This window comes from Herbaspirillum sp. WKF16, from assembly GCF_028993615.1.
Classification (GTDB): Bacteria; Pseudomonadota; Gammaproteobacteria; order Burkholderiales; family Burkholderiaceae_D; genus Herbaspirillum.
In genome coordinates this window covers 4,289,935-4,316,562 of record NZ_CP118632.1, presented here as the reverse complement: position 1 = coordinate 4,316,562, position 26,628 = coordinate 4,289,935, and the positions used below count along the sequence as shown (strand labels likewise).

Below are 26,628 nucleotides of genomic sequence, written 5' to 3'. Positions count from 1 at the left end.
GTTTGTAAGGTCATTTTAAAAAAATGTGATTTGTGGGGCATAATTTTGGTTTTCTGACCTGATGTGGAAGGCTGATGGCAAATAGGGAAGATCTCGCAATCATTCGTGCCGCGCGGGCCGGACAGGCCGAGGCGCAGCTGACCTTGGGCAAGCGCTACCTGTTCGGCGGCAACGGTTTGCCGCAAAGCCTCGGTACTGCATTCCATTGGCTGGAGCGTGCCGCCCGCCAGGAGCTGGCGGATGCCTGGATGCTGATTGCTCAACATATTCCGTATGAAGTGGTGATGCCGCTGGCCAAGCCGCAAGAGGCGGCGCAGTGGTACGAGCGGGCATTCGACGCCGGGCAGAACCAGGCCGGTCTGGTATTTGCTCGCCTGGTGCTGGGCAATATGGCGCAGATCAGCGCCGAACTGAAGAAGAAGGCGATCCGCGCGCTGGAGGTGGTGGCCCTCGACGGCAACCCCGAGGCGCAGTGGTTGCTGGCCCAGCAAGGCCGGGACGTGGCGCCGGCCTCGGCAGGGACGCAATCGGCCCCGTCGGAGGCGCCGCAGCCGGCGCCCGCCACGCGCGATGAGATCAGCCAGTGGACCCAGAAGGCGGCCGATGCCGGCATCGAGCAGGCGCAGCATGCGCTGGCCGATGCCGCCTGGCGCCAGGCTGACTTCGCGACTTTCCGCCAGCGTGCGCAGCCGCTTGCCGACGCGCTGTTGCGCCAGTACGCCGCGTCGCTGACACAGCTAAACGCGCCGTCCGAGTCGCTTGCGTCCGGCTTGGGCACACAGAATATCCAGTTGCTGCGCCGTCTCGCCGGGTCGCATCTGGACGACAGGAAGCCCGACCTGCAACAGGCGCAGCAATTGCTGGAGCTGGCGGCGCTGGCGTGTGACCGCGAGGCGCAATTGGCCTTGGGACTGCTATACGGGCGGATGGACGAGCTGGGTGCGCGCAGGTTCGCTGGCCAAGGCTCGGCCAACTACAAGAAAGCGATCCGCTGGCTCTTGCTGGCCGGTGAACAAGGCATGGCCGCCGGCTGGTACGCCTTGTCGCGCATCTATCTGAAACCGGAGTTTTCCCAGCGTAACCTGGCTGACGTGCAGCACTACCTGGAGCGCGCCGCCGAGATGGGGCATGTGGTCGCGCAACTGGAGTGCGGCGTCACGGCCTGGCGCAACCGCCGCGAAGACCCGGCCAACGACGTGCGGGCGCTGTACTGGCTGCAGAAGGCGGCGTCGCAAGGCAATGCCGACGCCGCTGCATTGCTGGAGAAGGTGGCCGACCGTCCACGGCCGGCCGAATGGGCTGTGCTGGCGCGCGCGCAGCTGTCGCGCGAGCTGGTCAATGCTTATCCCTTCCTGGCCGCCCGCATCGAGCTGGCGACCTTGTTCGGGCTAACCCGCCCCGAGGCATTGCTGGTCGACCTGAAGGAGGCCGACTGCGGCCACTGCCTAGTGGTGGATATCCGCGCTCAGTACGCGCGCAGCAAACGGCGCCTGATCATGGTCGAGACCGGGGAGGAGCGAGGCGTGCTCAATCGCATCGGTCGCCTGTTCGAAGACGTGGATGGCGGGCCGAGCGGGCCGGAAGGCAACTACCGCCAGCGCCTCTATCGGCTCAAGGCCGCGCTGCCGGATCAGGCGGCGGCTGACGAGGAGGTTGACGGCCTGCGCGTGGAAGCCTGAGGCTGTCTTGATGCAAACAAAAATGGCTTGCCATCCGGCAAGCCATTTTTTGTTGGGAGCGACCATCGGGGCGTGATCGAAGTGGCGGCGTGGGTCAGTCCGGCAGTTCTATCTCGCCTTCGAATACGGAGACTGCGGGGCCGGTCATCAACACCGGCTGGTCGACGCCTTCCCAGGCGATGCTGAGCACGCCGCCGTGGGTTTGTACGGCCACGGGCGAATCGAGCAGCCCGCGGCGGATACCCGCCACCACTGCGGCGCAGGCGCCCGTGCCGCAAGCCAGCGTTTCGCCGGCGCCGCGTTCATAGACGCGCAGGTTGACGTGATGGCGATCCACGACTTGCATGAAGCCGGCGTTCACGCGCCGCGGGAAGCGGGCGTGGCGCTCGATCAAGGGACCGTCCTCCAGCACCGGCGCGGCCTCGCTGTCTGGCACGACCTGCACTGCGTGCGGGTTGCCCATCGACACTACCGAAATCCAGGCAGTTTTGCCGGCAACGTCCAGCGGCCACAAGGTGTCCTGCGCTTCGACGCGGCTTTCCAGGCCGCCGGCGTCGAACGGCACCTCGGCCGGCACCAGGATGGGGGCACCCATGTCGACGGTGATGCGGCCGTCGTCTTCCAGGCGCGGCTCGATGATGCCGGACATGGTCTCCACGCGGATGGCGCGCTTGTCGGTCAGGCCCTTGTCGGTGACGAACTTGACGAAGGCGCGCGCGCCGTTGCCGCATTGCTCGACTTCGCCGCCGTCTGCATTGTAGATGCGATAACGAAAGTCCACGCCGTCGCCGCGCGCTTTCTCCACCACCAGCATCTGGTCCGCGCCGATGCCGAAGCGGCGGTCGGCGATGAACTTCCATTGCGCCGGCGTCAGGGAAATGGCCTGGTTGACGGCGTCGAGGACGACGAAGTCGTTGCCCGCGCCATGCATCTTGGTGAATTTGATCTTCATGGAGTCATTATAAGGACGACCGCCCTGTTTTACAGGGCGCTCAGTTGTCTTTCCTGCCGTAGACGTCGGGTTCGCCCGGCGGGCGGGTCTTGAAGCGCTTGTGCGCCCAGAAATATTCCGCAGGATGCTCGCGCACGCGCGCCTCGATGAATTCGTTCATGCGACGGGTGGCGGCCGCGATGTCGTCGCCTGGATAGTCGTTCCAGGCCGGGTAGAAGGTGGTCTTCCAGCCGCGGTAGCCCGGAAGGAAGGTGGTAATGACCGGCACCACGGATGCGCCGGTGGCCGCCGCGATGCGCGCAGTGGCGGTCAGCGTGGCGGCGGGTACGCCGAAGAAGGGCACGAATTCGGCGTCCCGGATGCCGAAATCCATATCGGGCAGCATGATGAAGGGCAAGCCGTCGCGCATGGCCCGGATGATGGGCTTCACGCCCTTTTCACGCGAGAGCAGCGTTACCGGGCGAAAGCGCGAGCGGCCCTTGAGAATGGCGTCATCGACGATCTGGTTCTTCTGGCGCGAGTAGATCGTGCAGACCGAATAGTTGGAATTGAGCACCAGGGCGATACCCGGGATTTCCAGGCAGACGAAGTGCGGGCACAACAGGATGGTCGGGCCGCGGTCGAGCGTCTCGAAGGGGATGCGGGGCTCCACCTGGATCAAGCGTTTCAGGCGCGACTCCGGCGCCCACCATAGGATGCCGCGCTCCAGCGCGCTGCGGGCATAGGCCTGGAAATGGCGGCGCGCGATCACGCGCCGCTCTTGTTCGGTCTTCTCGGGGAAGCACAGCCGCAGGTTGATCAGCGTGATGCGGCGGCGCGGCCTCATATAAATATAGAGCAGCCATCCCAAGCCTTCGCCCAGGCGGCCCAGGATGGGCAGCGGCAGCCAGTGCAGCAGCCACATCAATCCGATCAGCGCCTTCATTGCGCCGCTCCGGGAGCGCTGACGCCCTGTGGCACCTTGTAGCGGTTGTAGCTCCATATATATTGAGCCGGGCAGCGCGCGATCAGTTTTTCCATGGCCAGGTTGATGGCGCGCGCCTGCTGTTCGGGCGTGTCGCCCAGTTCCCCCTCGAAGGGTACGAAGTGGATCGCATAGCCGCGCCCCCACGAGAGCCGTTCAGCATAGGCCAGGATAATGGGCGCACCGCTCATTTGCTGCAGCTTGGCTGGCAACGTCATGGTGTAGGCCGGCTTGCCGAAGAAATCGGCCCAGACGCCTTCGCCGTTCTGCGGGACTTGGTCCGGCAGCAAGCCAATGGCCTGGCCGCTTTTCAGCGCCTTGAGCAGGATGCGCACCCCAGCCAGGTTGGCCGGGGCCAGGTGCAGGTTGGCGCGGGCGCGGGCGCCCTCGATCAGCGGCTTCAGCGCGGCTTTTCGCGGCGGGCGGTACAGCACGCTCAGGCTGGCGTGGCGGGCCACCGATTGCGCCGAGATCTCAAAGCAACCGAGATGGGGAGTCAGGAAGACGATGCCGGATTTGGCATCCAATCCCGTTTGCACCAGTTGCCAATCGACAATGCGGGCGGTGCGCAGTACCCGCTCGGGATTGGCGCACCAGATGAAGGGCAGCTCGAACATGCCCTTGCCGGCTTCGCCGACCGCTCTATATAGATGAGCGCGGTGACCTGCCAGCGTGATGTTCTCCGTCAGGCGCCGCCGGTACGAGGGCGACGCCAGGAACACCAGCCAGCCCACGGCAAAACCGATGGCATGCAATACCGGCAGCGGCAGGAAAGACAACAGGCGGAATAAAGAAACGAGCATACTTGCCGATAACGGGTAGCTGGGGCAGGAAACTCTGCCAAATTGCAGAAAATTGCAAGAGGCGTAAAATAGCACATGCCGTCGAGTTAATGACAACTTGCGAGACGGGGTACAAATATCGCTAAAGCGTCGCAGGCACGACTGAATGATGGGCCGCGACATCGGTAAATCGTTTTCAGTTTGAGGCTTGCATGTCCAACGAATATCTCTTCACTTCCGAATCCGTCTCCGAAGGCCATCCCGACAAGGTTGCCGACCAGATCTCCGACGCGATCCTGGATGCCATCTTCACCCAGGATCCCCAATCCCGCGTTGCCGCGGAAACGCTGTGCAACACCGGTCTGGTTGTGCTGGCAGGTGAAATCACCACGCGCGCCAACGTCGACTATATCGACGTGGCCCGCGAAACCATCAAGCGCATCGGCTACGACAATGCCGACTTCGGCATCGACTACAAGAGCTGCGCGGTGCTGGTCGCCTATGACAAGCAATCCCCTGACATCGCCCAGGGCGTTGACGAAGGCCGCGGCGTCGACCTGGAGCAAGGCGCCGGCGACCAGGGCCTGATGTTCGGCTACGCCTGCAACGAAACCCCGGAACTGATGCCGGCTGCAATCTACTATGCGCACCGCATCGTCGAGCGCCAGTCGCAGCTGCGCAAGGACGGCCGCCTGCCGTGGCTGCGTCCCGACGCCAAGTCGCAAGTGACCCTGAAGTACGTCGACGGCAAGCCGGTCGGCATCGATACCGTCGTGCTGTCGACCCAGCACTCGCCGGACATCGAGCAAAAGGCTATCCATGAAGCGGCCATCGAGGAAATCATCAAGCCGGTGCTGCCGGCCGAATGGCTCAAGAATACCCGCTACCTGATCAACCCGACCGGCCGCTTCGTCATCGGTGGCCCGCAAGGCGACTGCGGCCTGACCGGCCGCAAGATCATCGTCGATACCTACGGTGGCGCGGCGCCTCACGGCGGCGGCGCTTTCTCCGGCAAGGATCCGTCCAAGGTCGACCGTTCGGCTGCCTATGCCGGCCGTTATGTCGCCAAGAACATCGTGGCTGCCGGCCTGGCCGAGCGTTGCCAGATCCAGGTGTCCTACGCCATCGGTATCGCCAAGCCGACCTCGGTGATGGTCACCACCTTCGGCACCGGCAAGATCAGCGATGAAAAGCTGGCGCAATTGGTTCAGGAATACTTCGACCTGCGCCCCAAGGGCATCGTGCAGATGCTGGACCTGCTGCGTCCGATCTACGCCAAGACCGCCGCTTACGGCCACTTCGGCCGCGAAGAGCCGGAATTCACCTGGGAACGCACCGACAAGGCCGCAGCACTGCGCGCTGCCGCCGGCCTGTAATCCCGTCAGTCCGGGGAGGGCGGGCGAATCCCCGAAGGGGTTTGCCTATCGCCCTCCCCGCGCTACAATGCACCTCCCGCGGATCATGCATCCGCAGCGGCCTGGCGTTGGCATTGCGTCCAGGTTCGTTGCAAGTCCCTCCAATGCCTCACCGCAGCAAGGAGCGTTGCGACAGGGAATCCCTGCCAGGCTTGACGCGGTGAGCAGGCGCCATGCGCCTGGCAACCGCGCTCACGTTACTTTTTTTCTGGCTTTTACTTGAAAGGAGGGCGTGAACAGCGCCGTTGCCATGTCTACTACTGCCGCATCCCAAGATTTCATCATCGCCGATATCGGCCTGGCCGATTGGGGCCGCAAGGAAATCAAGATCGCCGAGACCGAAATGCCGGGCCTGATGGCGATCCGCGACGAGTTTGCCGCATCGCAACCGCTCAAGGGCGCGCGCATCACCGGCTCGCTGCACATGACGATCCAGACCGCAGTGCTGATCCAGACGCTGGAAGCGCTGGGCGCGCAAGTGCGCTGGGCATCCTGCAACATCTACTCGACCCAGGACCACGCTGCCGCAGCCATCGCCGCCAACGGCACCCCGGTGTTCGCCGTCAAGGGCGAGAACCTGGATGAATACTGGGAGTACACCCACCGCATCTTCGAGTGGACCGATGGCGGCTACTCCAACATGATCCTGGACGATGGCGGCGACGCCACCCTGCTGCTGCATCTGGGCGCGCGCGCCGAGAAGGACATCTCGGTGCTGGCCAAGCCGGATTCGGAAGAGGCGGTCTGCCTGTTCAACTCGATCAAGCGCTACCTGGCCAAGGATGCCGCCTGGTATTCCAAGCGCCTCAAGGAAATCAAGGGCGTTACCGAAGAGACCACCACCGGCGTGCATCGCCTGTACCAGATGCATAAGGAAGGCAAGCTGGCCTTCCCGGCGATCAACGTCAACGACTCGGTCACCAAGTCCAAGTTCGACAACCTGTACGGCTGCCGCGAATCGCTGGTGGACGGTATCAAGCGCGCCACCGACGTGATGGTGGCTGGCAAGGTCGCCATCGTGGCCGGCTACGGCGACGTCGGCAAGGGCTCGGCCCAGGCCTTGCGCGCACTGTCGGCGCAAGTCTGGGTCACCGAGATCGACCCGATCTGCGCACTGCAGGCCGCCATGGAAGGCTACCGCGTGGTGACCATGGACTACGCAGCAGAACACGGCGACATCTTCGTCACCTGCACCGGCAACTATCATGTGATCACCCATGAGCACATGAAGAAGATGAAGGACCAGGCCATCGTCTGCAACATCGGCCACTTCGACAACGAAATCGAAGTCGCCGCCCTGAAGCAGTACACCTGGGACAACATCAAGCCGCAGGTCGACCACGTGATCTTCCCGGACGGCAAGCGCATCATCCTGCTGGCCGAAGGCCGCCTGGTCAACCTGGGTTGCGGCACCGGCCACCCGTCCTATGTGATGAGCTCGTCGTTCGCCAACCAGACCATCGCCCAGATCGAACTGTTCGTGAACACCAAGGACTACCCGGTCGGTGTCTACACGCTGCCCAAGCACCTGGACGAGAAGGTCGCGCGTCTGCAACTCAAGAAGCTCAACGCCCAGCTCTCCGAGCTGACGCCGGAGCAAGCCGCCTACATCGGCGTGAAGGTCGACGGCCCGTACAAGGCCGACCACTACCGCTACTGATCGGAGCCGGGCTCGCCGTCAGGCGGGCCTGTTCCCACCGGTTTGCGTCGCGCGGCCATCGCCGGAAGGCGAGCGGCCGCGCTTCCTTCTCTCTTCATTGCCCGATCGGGCCTGAAAGGAATCGTCATGCGCCTCTTGCTGACCTGGCTCATCAACGCCCTGGCCTTGCTGGCCGTTCCCTACCTGATGCATTCCGTGCAAGTCGACAGTTTCGGTGCCGCCCTGCTGGCCGCGCTTATACTCGGCTTCGTCAACACCATCGTGCGTCCCATACTGGTAGTGCTGACCCTGCCGGTCACGCTGGTGACGCTTGGCCTGTTCATCCTCGTTATCAATGGCCTGATGTTCTGGGTAGTGGCGCAGCTCGTGGGCGGATTCCATGTCGCCGGGTTCTGGGCTGCCGTGGGCGGGGCGCTGTTGTACAGCATTGTGTCGTGGGCGTTGTCCACGCTGTTGCTGAAATCGGGATCGAACACATGAGCAAGCATAATTTCAGTATCGAATTCTTTCCGCCAAAGACGCCGGAGGGCGCGGAAAAGCTGCGCGCCACGCGCGCCAAGCTGGCCGAGCTGCAGCCCAAGTATTTCTCGGTGACCTTCGGCGCCGGCGGTTCGACCCAGCAGGGGACGCGCGACACCGTGCTCGGCATCATCGGCGAAGGGCACGAGGCTGCGCCGCACCTGTCGTGCATCGGCAGTTCCCGGGAAAGCCTGCGCGCCATCCTGACCGACTATAAGGCCAATGGCGTCAAGCGCCTGGTGGCGCTGCGCGGCGACCTGCCCAGCGGCTATGGCGCGATGGATCAGGCGTCCAGCGAGTTCCGCTATGCCAATGAACTGGTCGAGTTCGTGCGCGCGGAAACCGGCGACTGGTTCAACATCGAGGTCGCGGCCTATCCTGAAATGCACCCCCAGGCAAAGTCGCCGCAAGACGACGTGCAGAACTACGTGCGCAAGGTGAAGGCGGGCGCCAACTCGGCCATCACTCAGTATTTCTATAATGCGGACGCCTACTTCCGCTTCGTGGATGACGCCGCCAGGCTGGGCGCGACTGTGCCGGTCACCGCCGGCATCATGCCCATCACCAATTACTCGCAGCTGATGCGTTTCTCCGATATGTGCGGCACCGAGATCCCGCGCTGGGTCCGTCTCAAGCTGGCCAGCTACGGCGACGATGTCGAATCGATTCGCGCCTTCGGCCTGGATGTGGTGACGCAACTGTGCGAGCGCCTGTTGGCCGGCGGCGCGCCAGGGCTGCACTTCTATTCATTGAACCAGGCGGCTCCGACCCAGGCGATCTGGCAGAACTTGGTGAAGCGATAAGCAGCATGTAATAAAGGCAGGAAAAGGCAGGAAGAACAACTGAAGCCGCCCCGCAGGGGCGGCTTCAGTTTTTTGGTTTTGCGGTTCTGTTTGGTTATGTTGAAGGCTGGCGTAAATTATTTGGCATTATTTTCAAAAAAGGGCTTGCGCGCGTGGGAGTGCGTTGCTATAGTTCGCCCCCTGCTGACGCGGCGCACAAAGCGAGACGAAAGTTAAAGCGAAGTGCGAGGCGAAACAGGCGAGAGTTGAAGAAGTTTTAAATGGTTTGTCGAAGGTGGGTAGCAAAAACGCCGAGACGAAAAATTTAAAAGAAAGCGTAAAAAAGTAGTTGACGCGATTCTGAAACTGCTACATAATCTCGTTTCTCTGCTGCTGACAAACAAAACGATTTGCCAGCGACGCAAACGGCGCCGCCGGATGCGCAGACAAGATCTTTAAAAATTAACAGCCGATAAGCGTGGGCGTTTAATGAAGTGCGACGGACCTTCGGGTCTGGAAACTTTAAACATTAAATGCTCACAAGAAATATAGGTAAGATCGCAAGAAATTACCTGTCAGTATTTTGAGAGAGCGATGCCCTTCGGGGTAGCCAGAAATGGCACAAAACAGAGATTAAACTAAAGAGTTTGATCCTGGCTCAGATTGAACGCTGGCGGCATGCCTTACACATGCAAGTCGAACGGCAGCATAGGAGCTTGCTCCTGATGGCGAGTGGCGAACGGGTGAGTAATATATCGGAACGTGCCCTAGAGTGGGGGATAACTAGTCGAAAGATTAGCTAATACCGCATACGATCTACGGATGAAAGTGGGGGATCGCAAGACCTCATGCTCCTGGAGCGGCCGATATCTGATTAGCTAGTTGGTGGGGTAAAAGCCTACCAAGGCGACGATCAGTAGCTGGTCTGAGAGGACGACCAGCCACACTGGGACTGAGACACGGCCCAGACTCCTACGGGAGGCAGCAGTGGGGAATTTTGGACAATGGGGGCAACCCTGATCCAGCAATGCCGCGTGAGTGAAGAAGGCCTTCGGGTTGTAAAGCTCTTTTGTCAGGGAAGAAACGGTAGAGGCTAATATCCTTTGCTAATGACGGTACCTGAAGAATAAGCACCGGCTAACTACGTGCCAGCAGCCGCGGTAATACGTAGGGTGCAAGCGTTAATCGGAATTACTGGGCGTAAAGCGTGCGCAGGCGGTTGTGTAAGTCAGATGTGAAATCCCCGGGCTCAACCTGGGAATTGCATTTGAGACTGCACGGCTAGAGTGTGTCAGAGGGGGGTAGAATTCCACGTGTAGCAGTGAAATGCGTAGATATGTGGAGGAATACCGATGGCGAAGGCAGCCCCCTGGGATAACACTGACGCTCATGCACGAAAGCGTGGGGAGCAAACAGGATTAGATACCCTGGTAGTCCACGCCCTAAACGATGTCTACTAGTTGTCGGGTCTTAATTGACTTGGTAACGCAGCTAACGCGTGAAGTAGACCGCCTGGGGAGTACGGTCGCAAGATTAAAACTCAAAGGAATTGACGGGGACCCGCACAAGCGGTGGATGATGTGGATTAATTCGATGCAACGCGAAAAACCTTACCTACCCTTGACATGGAAGGAATCCCGAAGAGATTTGGGAGTGCTCGAAAGAGAACCTTCACACAGGTGCTGCATGGCTGTCGTCAGCTCGTGTCGTGAGATGTTGGGTTAAGTCCCGCAACGAGCGCAACCCTTGTCATTAGTTGCTACGAAAGGGCACTCTAATGAGACTGCCGGTGACAAACCGGAGGAAGGTGGGGATGACGTCAAGTCCTCATGGCCCTTATGGGTAGGGCTTCACACGTCATACAATGGTACATACAGAGGGCCGCCAACCCGCGAGGGGGAGCTAATCCCAGAAAGTGTATCGTAGTCCGGATTGGAGTCTGCAACTCGACTCCATGAAGTTGGAATCGCTAGTAATCGCGGATCAGCATGTCGCGGTGAATACGTTCCCGGGTCTTGTACACACCGCCCGTCACACCATGGGAGCGGGTTTTACCAGAAGTGGGTAGCCTAACCGCAAGGAGGGCGCTCACCACGGTAGGATTCGTGACTGGGGTGAAGTCGTAACAAGGTAGCCGTATCGGAAGGTGCGGCTGGATCACCTCCTTTCTAGAGTGCGCACGAAGTTAAGCGTCCACACTTATCGGCTGTAAATCAAGAACAGTTATTTGGTGAAGCGCGGTCAGCAATGACCGGCTACTGATACTGATCCAAGCGGGTCTGTAGCTCAGCTGGTTAGAGCACCGTGTTGATAACGCGGGGGTCGTTGGTTCGAGCCCAACCAGACCCACCAAGGTTTCGGGGGTTTAGCTCAGCTGGGAGAGCACCTGCTTTGCAAGCAGGGGGTCGTCGGTTCGATCCCGTCAACCTCCACCAAGATATCAAACCTAAGTCGGCGCCTGAAAGGGTGTTGTGATTTAGGTTTGGTCTTTTAAGACTAATGGCTGTTTTTGTTCTTTAACAATCTGGAAGAAGTAAAGATTCATTTAAACGATCGCCAGGACTTCGGTTCTTGCGAAAGTAAAAATGGGTGTGATTGTATCAATCAAAGTATTACGAAGTGATCTTAGCAATTAGAAGACTTACTTTGGCAATACGGCAAACGCTAAATACTCAACTTTAATTCTATGACGCTCTGGCAACAGAGGCTAACGTTATAGGAACAAGTGAATAAGTGCACATGGTGGATGCCTTGGCGATTACAGGCGATGAAGGACGTAGTAGCTTGCGATAAGCTGCGGGGAGCTGGCAAACGAGCTTTGATCCGCAGATTTCCGAATGGGGAAACCCGGCCTTTTAGGTCATCGTTATCTGAATACATAGGGTAACGAAGCGAACGTGGCGAACTGAAACATCTAAGTAGCTACAGGAAAAGAAATCAACCGAGATTCCCAAAGTAGTGGCGAGCGAAATGGGATCAGCCTGCAAGATTTAGCATCTTTGATAGTGGAACGGAATGGAAAGTCCGGCCATAGAGGGTGATAGCCCCTTACACGAAATCATAGGTGTGGAACTAAGCTTGCGACAAGTAGGGCGGGACACGTGAAATCCTGTCTGAACATGGGGGGACCATCCTCCAAGGCTAAATACTCGTAATCGACCGATAGTGAACCAGTACCGTGAGGGAAAGGCGAAAAGAACCCCGGAAGGGGAGTGAAATAGATCCTGAAACCGTGTGCATACAAACAGTAGGAGCCTCGAAAGGGGTGACTGCGTACCTTTTGTATAATGGGTCAGCGACTTACATTCAGTGGCAAGCTTAACCGCATAGGGAAGGCGTAGAGAAATCGAGTCCGAATAGGGCGTTCAGTCGCTGGGTGTAGACCCGAAACCAAGTGATCTATCCATGGCCAGGTTGAAGGTGCGGTAACACGCACTGGAGGACCGAACCCACTAATGTTGAAAAATTAGGGGATGAGCTGTGGATAGGGGTGAAAGGCTAAACAAACTTGGAAATAGCTGGTTCTCTCCGAAAACTATTTAGGTAGTGCCTCAAGTATCACCATCGGGGGTAGAGCACTGTTATGGCTAGGGGGTCATCGCGACTTACCAAACCATTGCAAACTCCGAATACCGATGAGTGCGAGCTTGGGAGACAGACGTCGGGTGCTAACGTCCGGCGTCAAGAGGGAAACAACCCAGACCGCCAGCTAAGGTCCCAAAGATTGGCTAAGTGGAAAACGAAGTGGGAAGGCTAAAACAGTCAGGAGGTTGGCTTAGAAGCAGCCATCCTTTAAAGAAAGCGTAATAGCTCACTGATCGAGTCGTCCTGCGCGGAAGATGTAACGGGGCTAAGCCAGTCACCGAAGCTGCGGATATGCGTAAGCATATGGTAGGAGAGCGTTCTGTAAGCCTGTGAAGGTGTCTTGTAAAGGATGCTGGAGGTATCAGAAGTGCGAATGCTGACATGAGTAGCGATAATGCGGGTGAAAAGCCCGCACGCCGTAAGCCCAAGGTTTCCTGTTCAACGTTCATCGGAGCAGGGTGAGTCGGCCCCTAAGGCGAGGCAGAGATGCGTAGCTGATGGGAAGCAGGTTAATATTCCTGCACCGTCGTTAGATGCGATGGGGGGACGGATCGCGGAAGGTTGTCCGACTGTTGGAATAGTCGGTTTTTGCATCGAAGAAGGCTGTTAGGCAAATCCGGCAGCGTAATTCAAGGGTGTGAGACGAGCGAACTTGTTCGCGAAGCAATCGGAAGTGGTTCCAAGAAAAGCCTCTAAGCTTCAGTCTAACGAGACCGTACCGCAAACCGACACAGGTGGGCGAGATGAGTATTCTAAGGCGCTTGAGAGAACTCGGGAGAAGGAACTCGGCAAATTGGTACCGTAACTTCGGGATAAGGTACGCCCAAGTAGTTTGACTGGCCTGCGCCAGAAGGACAAAAGGGTTGCAATAAAATGGTGGCTGCGACTGTTTAATAAAAACACAGCACTCTGCAAACACGAAAGTGGACGTATAGGGTGTGACGCCTGCCCGGTGCTGGAAGATTAAATGATGGGGTGCAAGCTCTTGATTGAAGTCCCAGTAAACGGCGGCCGTAACTATAACGGTCCTAAGGTAGCGAAATTCCTTGTCGGGTAAGTTCCGACCTGCACGAATGGCGTAACGATGGCCACACTGTCTCCTCCCGAGACTCAGCGAAGTTGAAATGTTTGTGATGATGCAATCTACCCGCGGCTAGACGGAAAGACCCCATGAACCTTTACTGTAGCTTTGCATTGGACTTTGAACCAATCTGTGTAGGATAGGTGGGAGGCTTTGAAGCGTGGACGCTAGTCTGCGTGGAGCCAACCTTGAAATACCACCCTGGTTTGTTTGAGGTTCTAACCTTGGTCCGTTATCCGGATCGGGGACAGTGCATGGTAGGCAGTTTGACTGGGGCGGTCTCCTCCCAAAGTGTAACGGAGGAGTTCGAAGGTACGCTAGGTACGGTCGGACATCGTGCTAATAGTGCAATGGCATAAGCGTGCTTAACTGCGAGACTGACAAGTCGAGCAGGTACGAAAGTAGGACATAGTGATCCGGTGGTTCTGTATGGAAGGGCCATCGCTCAACGGATAAAAGGTACTCTGGGGATAACAGGCTGATTCCTCCCAAGAGTTCATATCGACGGGGGAGTTTGGCACCTCGATGTCGGCTCATCACATCCTGGGGCTGTAGCCGGTCCCAAGGGTATGGCTGTTCGCCATTTAAAGTGGTACGTGAGCTGGGTTTAAAACGTCGTGAGACAGTTTGGTCCCTATCTGCCGTGGGCGTTGGAAGTTTGAAGGGGGCTGCTCCTAGTACGAGAGGACCGGAGTGGACGAACCTCTGGTGTATCGGTTGTCACGCCAGTGGCATTGCCGAGTAGCTAAGTTCGGAAGAGATAACCGCTGAAAGCATCTAAGCGGGAAACTCGCCTTGAGATGAGACTTCCCGGGAACTAGATTCCCCTAAAGGGTCGTTCGAGACCAGGACGTTGATAGGTCAGGTGTGGAAGCGCAGTAATGCGTTAAGCTAACTGATACTAATTGCCCGTGCGGCTTGTTCCTATAACATTAGCTCGGTTATAGACCAAGTTGAGCATATTGTGTGTTTGCCCTCGACGCATCACACCCAGTAGTCAACCCTGACTACACTAAATGAATTAATACTTCTTCCCAGATTGCGTTGTTTGCTGCCCATTCAGGAGCAAATGACACTACAAGTTATGCCTGATGACTATAGCAAGTTGGTACCACCCCTTCCCATCCCGAACAGGACCGTGAAACGACTTCGCGCCGATGATAGTGCTGCAACCAGTGTGAAAGTAGGTCATCGTCAGGCTTGTTATACCGCAAAGCCCCTGTTACTGACGTAACAGGGGCTTTTGCTATTGCGCATCCGCTTCGACAACACCCTGCCTGCTCTGCCCGGGCCCCAGCCCTGCCATGGGGGCTTGCTCCCAGTGCTCCCACATCGACCGCCGCCACCGCAAGAACCGCTGCAACTGCGAAACCAATACCAACACCAACACCAACACCCAATAAAAAAGCCGGCTCGCGCCGGCTTTTTTATTCAACTATTACGCTGCAATCTTTAGAACTTGTACGCCACACGCGCCACCGCCGTATTCAAGCAGCTCATCCGCGGGCCGTTTCATGCCTCCATCGCCAGGCTGCCTGTACGCATAGATCCTTCTTACACGGCATCAGTGAGCACAACATCCAGCGCAATATCGTGCGCTTCACCGTCGAATTCGACCAGGCCGAAGGAATAACACACGCCCACCGCCAGCGGACGCTGAGGGAGCGCCAGCGTACGGTCATAGAACCCGCCCCCATAGCCCAGCCTCATGCCGCGCGCCGTATAACCGACGCAGGGGACGAGCAGCGCCTGCGGCTTGACGATCGGCGCGTCCATGGCGGGAACCAGCGTGCCCAGCGCATCCTTTTGCAGCGGATCGCCTGTCGTCCAGCGCCGGAAATCCAGCGGCGCATCCGGGCCGACTACGACCGGCAACGACAGGTGCACCCCGCGTGCGGCCAGCGCGTTATAGGCGGCAAGCAGATCGGGCTCGCGCCGGATCGGGTGGTAGACGCCCAGGCTGCCGATGGCGTGCGCTGCGCACCAGTCGAGCAGGCGGCGCCCGATCAGCTCATCGGAAATGGATTTTCCTTTGCTGTCCAGCGCCTTGCGGCGCGCCAGCAGGTCGGCCCGCAAGGCAGCTTTCAGGCGTGCGCCAAGCTTCTGTTCTGCGTCTTGCGGCGCGGTGCCGCATGCTATCCTTGGGTCAGTCATCGGTTTCATTAATCAGCATCAACTAGGTTGCACGAGTATGCGTCTGAAGAATCAATCGCTCAACAATCGGCTGCGTTCGCTGGCCGCCTCCCTGGCCATTCCGCTGGCGCTGGCCGCGGGCGTCTCATCGGCCGTCGCGCCGGACGCCCATGCCCAGAAGCGAATGGCCGCCGACGCCGCGCCCGACGATATCTTCCTGGCGCTGCGCCAGGCCGCCGCCAGCGACAATGCCGCGCTGGCGCAGGACCTGGCTTCGCGCCTGTCGGGCTACGAGCTGGCATCCTATGTCGACTATTATCGGCTCAAACCGCGCGTGCGCGACTACAGCGCCAGCGAACAGGAAATTCGCGATTTCATGGCGCGCTACGATGGCCAGGCCATTGTCGATCGCCTGCGCAACGACTGGCTGCTGGCGCTGGGCAAGACCGGCAATTGGGCCGTGTTCGACGAGCAGTATCCCAAATTCATCCTCAACGACGACACCCAGGTCAAATGCTTCGTGCTGAACTCGCGCGCGCTCAAGGGCGCCAACGTGGCCGATGAGGCGCGCGCGTTGCTGGTGTCGCCCAAGGATTACGGCCAGGGCTGCAGCGACCTGATCGCCACCCTGGCGCAGAACGGCCAGTTCACCGATGCCGACGTCTGGTTCCAGATCCGGCAGGCCGCCGAGAACGGCAACACCACGGTTGCGCGCCGCGCCTCGGTGCTGGTCGACAACGGCGACGTCAGCGTGCAGCAGGTGATGGATCGCCCGGCGCTGATGCTGGCCAAGGGCCCCGGCCGCGGCGCGGCCAATCACCAGCTCTACATCATCGCGCTGGGCCGTATCGCCAAGAGCAATCCGTCCCAGGCGGCGACCTATCTCAACGACGCAGGACGCCAGCTGACATCGCAGGAAGCGGCGCTGGGTTGGGCGCAGATCGCACTGGCGGCGTCCTACAAGCTGGCGCCGGAAGCGCAGGACTATTGGCGCAAGACCAAGGACGCCACCCTCTCGCAGGATGCCATGCAATGGAAGGTCCGCATGGCCCTGCGCGCGGGCGACTGGAAAACGGTGCGCGGCACCATCGAAGGCATGCCTGCCGCGCTGCGCAGCGACACCGCCTGGGTCTACTGGCTGGGCCGGGCACTGAAGGAAGACGGCCAGAACGAGGCGGCGCGCCGCCAGTTCGAATCGATCTCCGGCAACTTCAGTTTCTACGGGCAGCTGGCGCTGGAAGAACTGGGCCAGAAGATCACCATCCCGCCCGGCCCAACGCCGCCCACCGCAGGCGAGATCGCCCTGTATTCGCAGAACGGCGGCTTCAAGCGTTCGCTGAAGTTCTACCAGCTCAACCTGCGTTTCGAGGCGATCCGCGAGTGGAACTGGGAGCTACGCAACATGACCGATCGCCAGCTGTTGGCCGCAGCCGAATATGCGCGCCAGAACGATGTGCTAGACCGCATGGTCAACACCTCCGACCGCACCCGCGCCGAGTTCGATTTCACCCAGCGCTTCCCTGCGCCGCACCTGCCGGAGATGAACGCCGCCACCCGTCCCCTGGGCATGGAGAACGCCTGGATCTACGGACTGATCAGGCAGGAGTCGCGCTTCATCAAGGCGGCGCGCTCGCACGTCGGCGCATCCGGCCTGATGCAGCTGATGCCGGCCACCGCCAAGTTCGTCGCCAAGAAGATCGGCATGACCGAGTTCACTGCGGATCAGGTCAACGACATCAACACCAACCTGCTGCTGGGCACCAGCTACCTGGACATGGTGCTCAACAACCTGGAAGGCTCCGAGACGCTGGCCACCGCCGGCTACAATGCCGGCCCCGGTCGCCCGCGCACCTGGCGCGCGACCTTGCCGCGCACGGTGGAGGGCGCGATCTTCGCCGAGATCATCCCATTCAACGAAACCCGGGGCTACGTCAAGAACGTGATGTCCAATGCGACCTACTATGCGGCCATGTTCGAGAACCGTCCGCAGTCGCTCAAGCAGCGCATGGGCACGGTGGCCCCCAATTCAAACGTCGCCACCGATCTGCCCTGAATCCGGCAACCGCGCCCGCTGGCAGGCGGGCGCCAGGAAAGAGGAGGCATAGCATGGCAGTACGCAAGATCCTCGTGATCGGCGGATCCGGTTTCATCGGCACTCGCCTCGTGCGCTTGTTGGGCGCGGGCACCGACTACCGGGTGATGGTGCCGACGCGCCGCTACGAACGCGCCAAGCACCTGCTGGTGTCGCCGGTGGTGTCGGTGGTGCAGGCGGACGTCCACGACGACGCCGCCCTGTCGTCGCTGGTCGCCGAGGCCGACGTGGTGATCAACTTGGTCGGCATCCTGCATTCGCGCGCCGGCAGCCCTTACGGGCCGGACTTTGATCGCCAGCATGTGCAGCTGCCGCGCCGCATCGTCGCGGCCTGCCTGCGTCACGGCGTACCGCGCTACCTGCACATGAGCGCGCTGGGCGCGGATGAACACGGCGCGTCGATGTACCAGCGCTCCAAGGCCGCCGGCGAACGCGAGGCGCTGGCCTCGCCCGATCTGGAGGCGGCGGTGTTCCGCCCTTCGGTGGTGTTCGGCGAGGGCGATCATTTCCTCAACATGTTCGCCGCCCTGCAGCGCAGCTTCCCGGTGATCCCGCTGGGCAGCGCCGGCGCGCGCTTCCAGCCGGTGCATGTGGGCGACGTCGCGCAGGCTTTCGAGCGCGCCATTACATTGCCGCACATTGCCGGCAACATATACGAGCTGGCCGGCCCGCGGCAATACAGCCTGCGCGAGCTGGTCGGGCTGGCCGGCTGGTATGCCGGGCGGCAGCGGCCCATCATCGCGCTGCCGCCAGCGCTGGGCATGCTCCAGGCCTGGGCGCTGGAGCACTTGCCCGGCAAGCTGATGAGCCGCGACAATGTCGCCTCGATGCGGGTGGACAACGTCACCCAGGCGCCGATCGCCGCCGAACTCGGCATTACCCCGGCGGCGCTGGAGGAAGTGGCGCCGCTCTACCTGTCGCCGCGCGATCCGCAGCAACGCTACGACCTGTTCCGCAGCAACGCGCGACGCTGAATGCAGCTTATTGCGCGTCGCTGAATTCCAGCCCGATCCGATCCACGAGAAAAGAGCCAACATGCAAGACACAGAACTTGATCCGGTATTGTCCGAGACGCTGAAAAAGGCCGGCCGCCACATGCCCACGCTGGTGATCGGCAACAAGAACTACTCCTCGTGGTCGATGCGTCCATGGGTGGCGATGACCGCCTTCGAGATCCCGTTCAAGGAAGTGCGCGTGCTGCTCGACCAGCCCGACACTGCCGCCGAGATTGCCCAATACACCGGTTCCGGCCGCGTGCCGGTGCTGCTCGACGGCGACATCGCGATCTGGGACTCGCTGGCCATCTGCGAATACCTGGCGGAGCAATTCCCCGACCGCGGCCTGTGGCCGGCGCGAACGGATGCCCGCGCCATCGCGCGCAGCATCTGCGCCGAGATGCACTCCGGCTTCGGCGGCCTGCGCAGCGCCATGAGCATGGATATCCGCGGCCGCTATCCCGGCCAGGGCCGCACCCCAGACGCCCAGGCCGACATCGCCCGCGTCTGCGAGATCTGGGAGGAGTGCCTGTCCCAGTTCGGTCACCATGATTTCCTGTTCGGCGACTTCTCGATCGCCGACGCCTTCTACGCGCCCGTGGTGATGCGCTTCACCAGCTTCCAGGTGCCGCTGGCGCCGGCGCTGCAGGCGTATGCCGACCGCGTGCGGGCGCATCCGGCGGTGGCGCGCTGGATCGCCGAGGCGCTGGCCGAGAAGGAAGTCCTGCCGGACCACAAATGAGCTTGTACGCATGAAGACCTATACCGTCGGCGGCGCAGTGCGCGACGGCCTGCTCGGCCTGCCGGTGAAGGACCGCGACCACGTGGTCGTCGGCGCCACGCCGCAGCAGATGCTGGAGCAGGGCTTCCGCCCCGTGGGCAAGGACTTCCCGGTGTTCCTGCATCCCGACACCCATGAGGAATACGCGTTGGCCCGCACCGAGCGCAAGACCGCGCCCGGCTACAAGGGCTTCGCCTTCCACGCCGCGCCCGACGTCACCCTGGAAGACGACCTAGCGCGCCGCGACCTCACCATCAATGCCATCGCCCAGGACGAGGACGGTTCGCTGGTCGACCCCTATCACGGCCAGGCCGACATCGAACGGCGCGTCTTCCGCCACGTTTCCGACGCCTTCATCGAGGACCCGGTGCGCATCCTGCGCCTGGCCCGCTTCGCCGCGCGCTTTGCCGACTTCACCGTGGCGCCCGAGACCAACGCGCTGATGAGGCGCATGGTGGCCGACGGCGAAGTCGATGCGCTGGTGGCGGAGCGGGTATGGCAGGAGATCGCGCGGGGCCTGATGGAACGCAAGCCCTCGCGCATGTTCGAGGTGCTGCGCGGCTGCGGCGCGCTGGCGCGCATCGTGCCCGAGCTGGATGCCTTGTGGGGCGTGCCGCAGCCGGAAAAATGGCATCCTGAGATAGACACCGGCGTGCACGTGATGCTGGTGATCGACTGGGCCGCGAGCCAGGGCCATGCGTTGCCGATCCGCTTCGCCGCGCTGATGCACGACCTCGGCAAGGGCGCCACGCCGCCCGAGATGTGGCCGCGCCATCACGGCCACGAGGCGCGCAGCGCGCAATTGGCCGAGCAGGTCTGCGCGCGCCTGAAGGTGCCCGGCGACTGCCGCGACCTGGCGCTGATGACCGCGCGCGAGCACGGCAATGTCGGCCGCGCCTTCGAGATGCGGCCGGCCACGCTGGTTACCCTGTTTGCGCGTTGCGACGCCTTCCGCAAGCCGCAGCGCTTCGTCGACATGCTGCGCGCCGCCGAATGCGACCACCGCGGCCGCACCGGTTTCGAGGCGCGTCCCTTCCCGCAGGCCGCCTACCTGGAGGGCGCCCTGGCAGCCGCCGCCGGCATCGACGCCGGCGCCATCGCAGGCCGCCACCAGGCCGAGCCGCAGAGGATTCCCGAGGCGATCCTGGCCGCCCGCGGCGAGCGGGTCGCGGCCTTCGTCGAAGCCCACCGTCCGACGCCGCAATAAGGCCGCGCCATGAGCACTTCCCTGTTTTCCCTGCTCAAGCGCCTGTGGCACCGGGAGCCCCAGCCCGGCGGCGCCGAACCGGCCAAGGCCGACAAGCCGACGGTCTTCGTCAAGGAACTCTCCGAGCGCGCGCGGCGCCACCTGATGCGCCATTTCCTCGCGCTGGAAGACAAGGACCGGCTGCTGCGCTTCGGTTCCAAGCTGTCCGACGAGATGGTCGCGCGTTACGTGGAGCACATCGACTTCGCGCGCGATACCGTCTTCGGCGTCTACGACCGCCGCCTGCGCCTGCTTGGCGTCGGACACCTGGCCTTCGCCCCGCGCGAGAGTTCGCGCGTCTCCGGCGCCACCATCAAGCCGGTGGTGGCCGAGTTCGGCGTCTCGGTCTCGGCCGCCGCGCGCGGCCTGGGCGTGGGCACCAAACTCTTCATGCGCGCCTCCATGCGCTGCCGCAACGCCGACGTCGATACGCTCTACATGCACTGCCTGTCGTCCAACAAGGTGATGATGCACATCGCCAGCAAGGCCGGCATGGAGATCCATCGCGACTACGGCGAGGCCGACGCCTATCTCAAGATCAAGCCGGCCAACTCCGCTACCGTCTTTCAGGAGGCGATGGAAGAGCAGGTCGCCATGCTGGACTACATCGTCAAGGCCAACTTCAAGGCGCTGCTGAAATGGGGCGCGCGGGTCACCGGCATCGGCGCCAAGGGCAACGGCAAGGACGGCCCGCCGCCTGCCGCGCCGCCCGCTTCCTGATCCGTTTTTGCGCCGGCGCACCTGGCCGGCCGCGCAATGGGGGCATAATATGCGCCTCACCTTGAAAACGGATTTGCCATGAGCACCAATCCCAACACCGACGACTTCTTCGCCACCGTCGCGACAAAATCCGACAGCGGCGCATTGCGCGGCGACTACAGCCAGGCCGACGCCAACTACGTGGTGGCGCAGAACTGGGACAGCTATACCCCCGAGCAGCACGCGCGCTGGCGCCGCCTGTACGAGCGCCAGGCCAAACTGATTCCCGGCCGCGCCTGCGACGTCTTCATCGACAGCCTGAAGGCGCTCGACGTCTCGCAAGGCATCCCGCGCTTCGACCGCACCACCGAGGCCCTGTACAAGGCCACCGGCTGGCAGCTGGTGGCGGTGCCCGGCCTGGTGCCGGACCAGACCTTCTTCGAGCACCTGGCCAACCGCCGCTTCCCGGTCACCGTGTGGCTGCGCGAGGAGCATGAGTTCGACTACATCGTCGAGCCCGACGTGTTCCACGATTTCTTCGGTCACGTGCCGCTGCTGTTCAACCCGATCTTCGCCGATCACCTGCAGGAATACGGCAAGGGCGGATTGAAGGCGCTCAAGCTGGACGGCCTGGCCTGTCTCGCGCGCCTGTACTGGTACACCATCGAGTTCGGCCTGATCCAGAGCGAGCAGGGCCTGCGCATCTATGGCGCCGGCATCCTGTCCTCGGGCGGAGAGGTGGAATACTGCCTGTCGAGCGACCGGCCACGTCGGATTCCCTTCGAGGTCGAGCGCATCATGCGCACGCTCTACAAGATCGACTCGTATCAGGAAACCTACTTCGTGATCCGCGATTTCGAGCAGCTCTTCAACGACACCGCGCCGGACTTCACGCCGTTCTACGAGCTTCTCAAGCAGCAGGAGCCGTTGCCTGTCGACACGCTGCTGGCGGGCGAAACCAACCTGCCGCCCAATCGCTGAGGCCCGCCTTCCGCCCGGCCGTCGCCACCGGGAGGGTGGAGAAGAGCGGAAAACAGCGCGGCAATAAAAAAGCGGATCCGACAGGGGAGGCCGGATCCGCGAGCTAGTGGTGCTTTCAACACTAGAGGGGAGGAACCTTGCGCAGAGAATGGATACCAATCGATCCGCTGTTCAAGAAGCCTCATTAAACGCCACCCGCCCGGCCCCCACCAATCCCTTTTACGGGTTGTTACACTCGCGTCTTGCCTGTAACACTTGCGCGAACGCGCGTCTTTTTTTTCAGCCGGAAATATTGTTGTTTTCACCTTTCCGGCATTTTCTCCTCTGCAAATCCGTTCCTGCCGCAGGACGTGCCAAAACTGTTTCCGGCTTGCCAAAAAACGCCGAAAAGCCTGCTGCGACGCGCGTAGCCGGCGGTTGCTCCTTGTGCTAACTTGAAAACACATAACAGAAAGAGAACCCTCGCCCACAAGGCGCGGAGTTTTGACAGCCAGCATCGCCAGCCGGGTCGAGCCGATCCGGCAAAGCCAGCAAGCTCGGCGGTGCGGGCACATGTGCAACCAAGAACAAGATTTTTGGCACGGAGACCGCATGAACGCACCCCTACCATCCGGCCAGCGCCTGCTGCTGGACGATGTTTCCCTGGACGACAAATACACGCTTGAGCGCGGCCGCGTCTTCATGACCGGCATCCAGGCGCTGGTTCGCCTGCCCATCCTGCAGCGCCAGTACGACATGCGCGCCGGCCTGAATACCGCCGGCTTCATCACCGGCTACCGCGGCTCGCCGCTGGGCACGGTCGACCAGACCGCCGAGAAGGCCAAAAAATATCTCGAGGCCCACCAGGTCAAATTCCACCCCGGCATGAACGAGGACCTGGCCGCCACCAGCGTATGGGGCACGCAGCAGGTCAACCTGTTCCCCGGCGCGCAGCACGACGGCGTGTTCTCGCTGTGGTACGGCAAGGGGCCCGGCGTGGACCGCTGCGGCGACGTCTTCAAGCACGCCAACATGGCCGGCACCTCGAAGCACGGCGGCGTGCTGGTGATCGCCGGCGACGACCACGCCGCCAAGTCGTCCACCGCCGCGCACCAGAGCGAACACATCCTCAAGGCCTGCGGCATTCCGGTGCTGTATCCGTCCACGGTGCAGGAATACCTCGACTACGGCCTGCACGGCTGGGCCATGAGTCGCTACACCGGCCTCTGGGTGGCAATGAAGTGCGTCACCGACCTGGTCGAGTCCGGCATGTCGGTGATGATCGACCCGGACCGCGTGAAGATCCAGATCCCCGATTTCGAACTGCCGCCCGACGGCCTCAACATCCGCCTGCCCGACGCCGTGCTGGCGCAGGAAGCGCGGATGAACAACTACAAGTGGTACGCCGCGCTGGCCTACGCGCGCGCCAACAAGCTCAACCAGATCGTGTGGGACAGCCCGCGCGCGCGCATCGGCATTATCACCGCCGGCAAGTCCTACCTCGATACGCGCCAGGCGCTGGCCGACCTCGGCATCGACGAGCAGGTCGCGCGCGACATCGGCATCCGCCTCTACAAGGTCGGCATGACCTGGCCGCTGGAGGCCGAAGGCGTGCGCGAGTTCGCGCAAGGCCTGGAAGAGATCCTGGTGGTGGAAGAGAAGCGCCAGATCCTCGAATACCAGCTCAAGGAAGAACTCTACAACTGGCGCGACGACGTGCGCCCGCGCGTGGTCGGCAAGTTCGACGACACCGGCGAATGGAGCGGTTCGCAGCGCGAAGGCCACGGCAACTGGCTGCTGCCCGCCACCTATGAGCTGAACCCGGCGCAGATCGCGCGCGCCATCGCCGCGCGCATCTCGCGCTACTTCGCCGGCCATCCGGTCGAGCAGCGCGTGCGCGCCCGCATCGCCTTCCTCGAAGCCAAGGAAGCCACCCTCAACGTCAGCGCCAAGCCCGACCCGCAGAAAGACCGTATCCCGCATTTCTGCTCCGGCTGCCCGCACAACACCTCCACCAGGCTGCCCGACGGCAGCCGCGGCCTGGCCGGCATCGGCTGCCATTACATGGTGACCTGGATGGACCGCGAGACCCAGGTGTTCTCCCACATGGGCGGCGAAGGCGTGACCTGGGTCGGCCAGGCGCCGTTCACCAGCGAGAAGCACGTGTTCGCCAACCTGGGCGACGGCACCTACTTCCACTCGGGCCTGCTGGCGGTGCGCGCCTCGGTCGCGGCCAAGGTCAACCTCACCTACAAGATCCTCTACAACGACGCCGTCGCCATGACCGGCGGCCAGGAGTTCGACGGTCCGCTCGACCCCGCCATGATCTCGCGCCAGCTGGCCGCCGAGAACGTGGCGCCCATCATCGTGGTCACCGACGAGCCGGACAAATATCCGCCCGGCACCAAGTGGGCCGAAGGCGTCACCATCCGCCACCGCAGCGAGCTCGACGCCGTGCAGCGCGAACTGCGCGAAGTGACGGGCGTGTCGGCCATGATCTACGACCAGACCTGCGCCTCGGAAAAGCGCCGCCGCCGCAAACGCAACGCCTATCCCGATCCAGCCAAGCGCGCCGTCATCAACGAAGCCGTGTGCGAGGGCTGCGGCGACTGCAGCGTGCAATCCAACTGCCTGTCGGTGGAGCCGCTGGAAACCGAGTTCGGCCGCAAGCGCCAGATCAACCAGTCGTCCTGCAACAAGGACTACTCCTGCGTGAACGGTTTTTGTCCCAGCTTCGTCACCGTCGAGGGCGGCCAGCTGAAGAAGCCGGCCAAGGCCAAGGCGGGCGAGGGCGCGCCTGCCATGCCCAAGCTGCCAGAGCCGGTCCTGCCGTCGCTGGCCGATCCCTACGGCATCCTGGTCACCGGGGTGGGCGGCACCGGCGTCATCACCATCGGCCAGATCATCGCCATGGCCGCGCACCTGGAAGGCCGCGCCTGCTCCGTGCTGGACATGACCGGCCTGGCGCAGAAGGGCGGCGCCGTGATGTCGCACGTGCGCGTGGCCGAGCAGGCCGAGCATATCTATTCCACCCGCGTGGGCACCGGCGCGGCCGACCTGGTGATCGGCTGCGACGTAATCGTCACCGCCAGCCGCGACGCCCTCTCGCGCATGGGCGAGGGCCGCACGCGCGCGGCCGTGAACTCGACCCAGACGCCGACGGCCGCCTTCGTGCGCAATCCGGACTGGCAATTCCCCAACGCCTCCAGCGAAGGCGAGATCGCCCGCGCCTGCGGTCGCGACAACCTGTCGCTGGTGGACGCCGGCCACATTGCCATGGGGCTCATGGGCGACGCCATCGCCACCAATATGTTCATGCTGGGCTATGCCTGGCAACGCGGCTGGGTGCCGTTGTCGGAGGCCGCGCTGCTGCGTGCCATCGAGCTCAACGCGCTGCAGGTGGAGTTCAACAAGCAGGCCTTCGCCTGGGGCCGCGTGGCGGCGCACGACATCGACACGGCGTTGAACGCAGCCAAGCGCAATGGCATGAGCGCGCAGGTGATCGAATTCAAGAAGGCGCCATCGCTGGAAGAGACCGTGGAGCGCCGCAGCGGCTTCCTGACGGCCTACCAGAACGCAGCCTACGCCCGCCGCTACGCCGATTTCGTGCAGCAGGTGCAAGCGGCCGAAGGCGCGCTGGGCGATGCGGGAAAGGGATTGAAGCTGACCCAGGCCGTGGCGCAATACCTGTTCAAGCTGATGGCCTACAAGGACGAATACGAGGTCGCGCGTCTCTACACCGACGGCGCCTTCCGCGCCAAGATCGCGTCCATGTTCGAGGGCGACTACCAGCTCAAATTCCACCTGGCTCCGCCGCTCACGGCCAGGCAGGACGACCAGGGGCACCTGGTCAAGAAGCAGTACGGTTCATGGATGATGCCGGCCTTCGGCGTGCTGGCCAAGTTGCGTTTCCTGCGCGGCACGGCCTTCGATCCCTTCGGCCGCACCGCGGAGCGCAGGCAGGAGCGCGCACTTATCGAAGAGTATCGTGAGACCCTCTCGCGGCTGCTGGGCCGGCTGACGGTGGAGAACCTGGCGCAGGTGATTGCGGTGGCGCGCATTCCGGAAGAGATTCGCGGCTATGGCCACGTGAAGGAGCGGCACCTCAAGGCGGCCAGGCAGAAGGAAGCATCGCTGCTCAGGATGATCGAGCATCCCGAGTTGGGCAGCGTGACGCTGGTGGATTCCCCGATACTGCCGGATGGGGGCGGAAAGAAGGCGGCGTAAGCTTGATACGCCGTTCAACGCCACTGGATCCCGGCCTGCGCCGGGACGACGGGTTGGCTGTATTTTCACCGCCGTC

At 61.9% G+C, this 26,628-nt stretch carries 16 protein-coding genes, 2 tRNA genes, 3 rRNA genes and 1 riboswitch; of the genes, 17 read left to right on the top strand and 4 right to left on the bottom strand.

From position 1 onward, the window contains the following. Window positions 1-74 precede the first annotated feature (74 nt). The gene (locus tag Herbaro_RS19520; protein WP_275011261.1) at window positions 75-1,679 is read left to right on the top strand and encodes a tetratricopeptide repeat protein; all 1,605 of its coding nucleotides are present in this window, start codon (window positions 75-77) and stop codon (window positions 1,677-1,679) included. Between the two features lie 94 nt (window positions 1,680-1,773). On the opposite strand, the gene dapF is transcribed toward Herbaro_RS19520, so the two are convergent. The 3 genes from dapF to Herbaro_RS19505 are packed head-to-tail and all read right to left on the bottom strand — an operon-like array spanning window position 1,774 to window position 4,560. Then, window positions 1,774-2,631, bottom strand: a complete 858-nt coding sequence (gene dapF / locus Herbaro_RS19515; protein ID WP_275011260.1) for a diaminopimelate epimerase — start codon at window positions 2,629-2,631, stop codon at window positions 1,774-1,776. Window positions 2,632-2,671: 40 nt separating this feature from the next. After that, window positions 2,672-3,556: an LpxL/LpxP family acyltransferase gene (locus Herbaro_RS19510; protein WP_275011259.1), complete on the bottom strand. Its 885-nt coding sequence runs from the start codon at window positions 3,554-3,556 to the stop codon at window positions 2,672-2,674. Then, entirely contained in the window at window positions 3,553-4,560 is a 1,008-nt protein-coding gene (locus Herbaro_RS19505; RefSeq protein WP_275011258.1) for a lysophospholipid acyltransferase family protein, read from the bottom strand. The genes Herbaro_RS19510 and Herbaro_RS19505 overlap by 4 nt, the downstream gene beginning before the upstream one ends. 29 nt (window positions 4,561-4,589) lie before the next feature. Here Herbaro_RS19505 and metK point away from each other — a divergent pair, with 29 nt between their 5' ends. From metK to rrf, 9 genes are all read left to right on the top strand, one after another. Next, window positions 4,590-5,753, top strand: coding sequence for a methionine adenosyltransferase (metK, locus tag Herbaro_RS19500; RefSeq protein WP_275011257.1), 1,164 nt, complete (start codon window positions 4,590-4,592; stop codon window positions 5,751-5,753). A 152-nt stretch (window positions 5,754-5,905) separates the two neighbouring features. Continuing rightward, window positions 5,906-5,993: riboswitch (S-adenosyl-L-homocysteine riboswitch) on the top strand. 31 nt (window positions 5,994-6,024) lie between these two features. Continuing rightward, on the top strand, window positions 6,025-7,452 hold the full coding sequence (gene ahcY / locus Herbaro_RS19495) for an adenosylhomocysteinase (RefSeq protein WP_275011256.1): 1,428 nt from the start codon (window positions 6,025-6,027) through the stop codon (window positions 7,450-7,452). A 126-nt stretch (window positions 7,453-7,578) separates the two neighbouring features. Continuing rightward, entirely contained in the window at window positions 7,579-7,932 is a 354-nt protein-coding gene (locus tag Herbaro_RS19490) for a phage holin family protein (RefSeq protein ID WP_275011255.1), read from the top strand. Beyond that, entirely contained in the window at window positions 7,929-8,774 is an 846-nt protein-coding gene (gene metF / locus Herbaro_RS19485; RefSeq protein ID WP_275011254.1) for a methylenetetrahydrofolate reductase [NAD(P)H], read from the top strand. The genes Herbaro_RS19490 and metF overlap by 4 nt, the downstream gene beginning before the upstream one ends. Before the next feature lie 614 nt (window positions 8,775-9,388). Continuing rightward, window positions 9,389-10,921: ribosomal RNA gene (locus Herbaro_RS19480) — 16S ribosomal RNA — on the top strand. Between the two features lie 107 nt (window positions 10,922-11,028). Further along, window positions 11,029-11,105: transfer RNA gene (locus Herbaro_RS19475), tRNA-Ile, on the top strand. Window positions 11,106-11,112: 7 nt separating this feature from the next. Continuing rightward, a tRNA-Ala gene (locus tag Herbaro_RS19470) sits at window positions 11,113-11,188 on the top strand. A gap of 284 nt (window positions 11,189-11,472) precedes the next feature. Beyond that, window positions 11,473-14,345: ribosomal RNA gene (locus Herbaro_RS19465) — 23S ribosomal RNA — on the top strand. A gap of 161 nt (window positions 14,346-14,506) precedes the next feature. Next, a 5S ribosomal RNA gene (gene rrf / locus Herbaro_RS19460) occupies window positions 14,507-14,619 on the top strand. Together the 16S, 23S and 5S rRNA genes with 2 tRNA genes alongside form the textbook arrangement of a ribosomal RNA operon. Window positions 14,620-14,973: 354 nt before the next feature. Here rrf and Herbaro_RS19455 read toward each other — a convergent pair. Beyond that, window positions 14,974-15,573 (bottom strand): 5-formyltetrahydrofolate cyclo-ligase, encoded by a 600-nt coding sequence (locus tag Herbaro_RS19455; RefSeq protein ID WP_275011253.1) that lies wholly within the window; start codon window positions 15,571-15,573, stop codon window positions 14,974-14,976. A 37-nt stretch (window positions 15,574-15,610) separates the two neighbouring features. Between Herbaro_RS19455 and Herbaro_RS19450 the strand changes: the two genes are divergently transcribed. The 7 genes from Herbaro_RS19450 to Herbaro_RS19420 all read left to right on the top strand — a co-directional run bounded on the left by Herbaro_RS19450 (window position 15,611) and on the right by Herbaro_RS19420 (window position 26,552). Next, a complete protein-coding gene (locus Herbaro_RS19450) occupies window positions 15,611-17,605 on the top strand; it encodes a lytic transglycosylase domain-containing protein (RefSeq protein WP_275011252.1) in 1,995 nt (664 codons plus the stop codon). A 53-nt stretch (window positions 17,606-17,658) separates the two neighbouring features. Next, a complete protein-coding gene (locus Herbaro_RS19445; RefSeq protein ID WP_275011251.1) occupies window positions 17,659-18,618 on the top strand; it encodes a complex I NDUFA9 subunit family protein in 960 nt (319 codons plus the stop codon). A 61-nt stretch (window positions 18,619-18,679) separates the two neighbouring features. After that, entirely contained in the window at window positions 18,680-19,381 is a 702-nt protein-coding gene (locus Herbaro_RS19440; RefSeq protein ID WP_275011250.1) for a glutathione S-transferase family protein, read from the top strand. Window positions 19,382-19,391: 10 nt separating this feature from the next. Continuing rightward, window positions 19,392-20,627 carry a multifunctional CCA addition/repair protein gene (locus Herbaro_RS19435; protein ID WP_275011249.1) on the top strand — a complete coding sequence of 412 codons (1,236 nt, stop codon included), beginning with the start codon at window positions 19,392-19,394 and terminating at the stop codon, window positions 20,625-20,627. A gap of 9 nt (window positions 20,628-20,636) precedes the next feature. After that, complete coding sequence (locus Herbaro_RS19430; protein WP_275011248.1) at window positions 20,637-21,386, top strand: GNAT family N-acetyltransferase; 750 nt, start codon at window positions 20,637-20,639, stop codon at window positions 21,384-21,386. Window positions 21,387-21,464: 78 nt separating this feature from the next. Continuing rightward, a complete protein-coding gene (gene phhA, locus Herbaro_RS19425) occupies window positions 21,465-22,346 on the top strand; it encodes a phenylalanine 4-monooxygenase (RefSeq protein ID WP_275011247.1) in 882 nt (293 codons plus the stop codon). Between the two features lie 591 nt (window positions 22,347-22,937). Beyond that, window positions 22,938-26,552 carry an indolepyruvate ferredoxin oxidoreductase family protein gene (locus Herbaro_RS19420; RefSeq protein WP_275011246.1) on the top strand — a complete coding sequence of 1,205 codons (3,615 nt, stop codon included), beginning with the start codon at window positions 22,938-22,940 and terminating at the stop codon, window positions 26,550-26,552. The last annotated feature ends 76 nt before the right edge of the window (window positions 26,553-26,628 follow it).

What these genes read in the sequence shown, in the direction of transcription:
- Herbaro_RS19520 (WP_275011261.1), top strand. Translation starts at nt 75, where the DNA reads ATGGCAAATAGGGAAGATCTCGCAATCATTCGTGCCGCGCGGGCCGGA.
- dapF (WP_275011260.1), bottom strand. Translation starts at nt 2,631, where the DNA reads ATGAAGATCAAATTCACCAAGATGCATGGCGCGGGCAACGACTTCGTC.
- Herbaro_RS19510 (WP_275011259.1), bottom strand. Translation starts at nt 3,556, where the DNA reads ATGAAGGCGCTGATCGGATTGATGTGGCTGCTGCACTGGCTGCCGCTG.
- Herbaro_RS19505 (WP_275011258.1), bottom strand. Translation starts at nt 4,560, where the DNA reads ATGTCGCGGCCCATCATTCAGTCGTGCCTGCGACGCTTTAGCGATATT.
- metK (WP_275011257.1), top strand. Translation starts at nt 4,590, where the DNA reads ATGTCCAACGAATATCTCTTCACTTCCGAATCCGTCTCCGAAGGCCAT.
- Herbaro_RS19490 (WP_275011255.1), top strand. Translation starts at nt 7,579, where the DNA reads ATGCGCCTCTTGCTGACCTGGCTCATCAACGCCCTGGCCTTGCTGGCC.
- metF (WP_275011254.1), top strand. Translation starts at nt 7,929, where the DNA reads ATGAGCAAGCATAATTTCAGTATCGAATTCTTTCCGCCAAAGACGCCG.
- Herbaro_RS19455 (WP_275011253.1), bottom strand. Translation starts at nt 15,573, where the DNA reads ATGACTGACCCAAGGATAGCATGCGGCACCGCGCCGCAAGACGCAGAA.
- Herbaro_RS19450 (WP_275011252.1), top strand. Translation starts at nt 15,611, where the DNA reads ATGCGTCTGAAGAATCAATCGCTCAACAATCGGCTGCGTTCGCTGGCC.
- Herbaro_RS19445 (WP_275011251.1), top strand. Translation starts at nt 17,659, where the DNA reads ATGGCAGTACGCAAGATCCTCGTGATCGGCGGATCCGGTTTCATCGGC.
- Herbaro_RS19440 (WP_275011250.1), top strand. Translation starts at nt 18,680, where the DNA reads ATGCAAGACACAGAACTTGATCCGGTATTGTCCGAGACGCTGAAAAAG.
- Herbaro_RS19435 (WP_275011249.1), top strand. Translation starts at nt 19,392, where the DNA reads ATGAAGACCTATACCGTCGGCGGCGCAGTGCGCGACGGCCTGCTCGGC.
- Herbaro_RS19430 (WP_275011248.1), top strand. Translation starts at nt 20,637, where the DNA reads ATGAGCACTTCCCTGTTTTCCCTGCTCAAGCGCCTGTGGCACCGGGAG.
- phhA (WP_275011247.1), top strand. Translation starts at nt 21,465, where the DNA reads ATGAGCACCAATCCCAACACCGACGACTTCTTCGCCACCGTCGCGACA.
- Herbaro_RS19420 (WP_275011246.1), top strand. Translation starts at nt 22,938, where the DNA reads ATGAACGCACCCCTACCATCCGGCCAGCGCCTGCTGCTGGACGATGTT.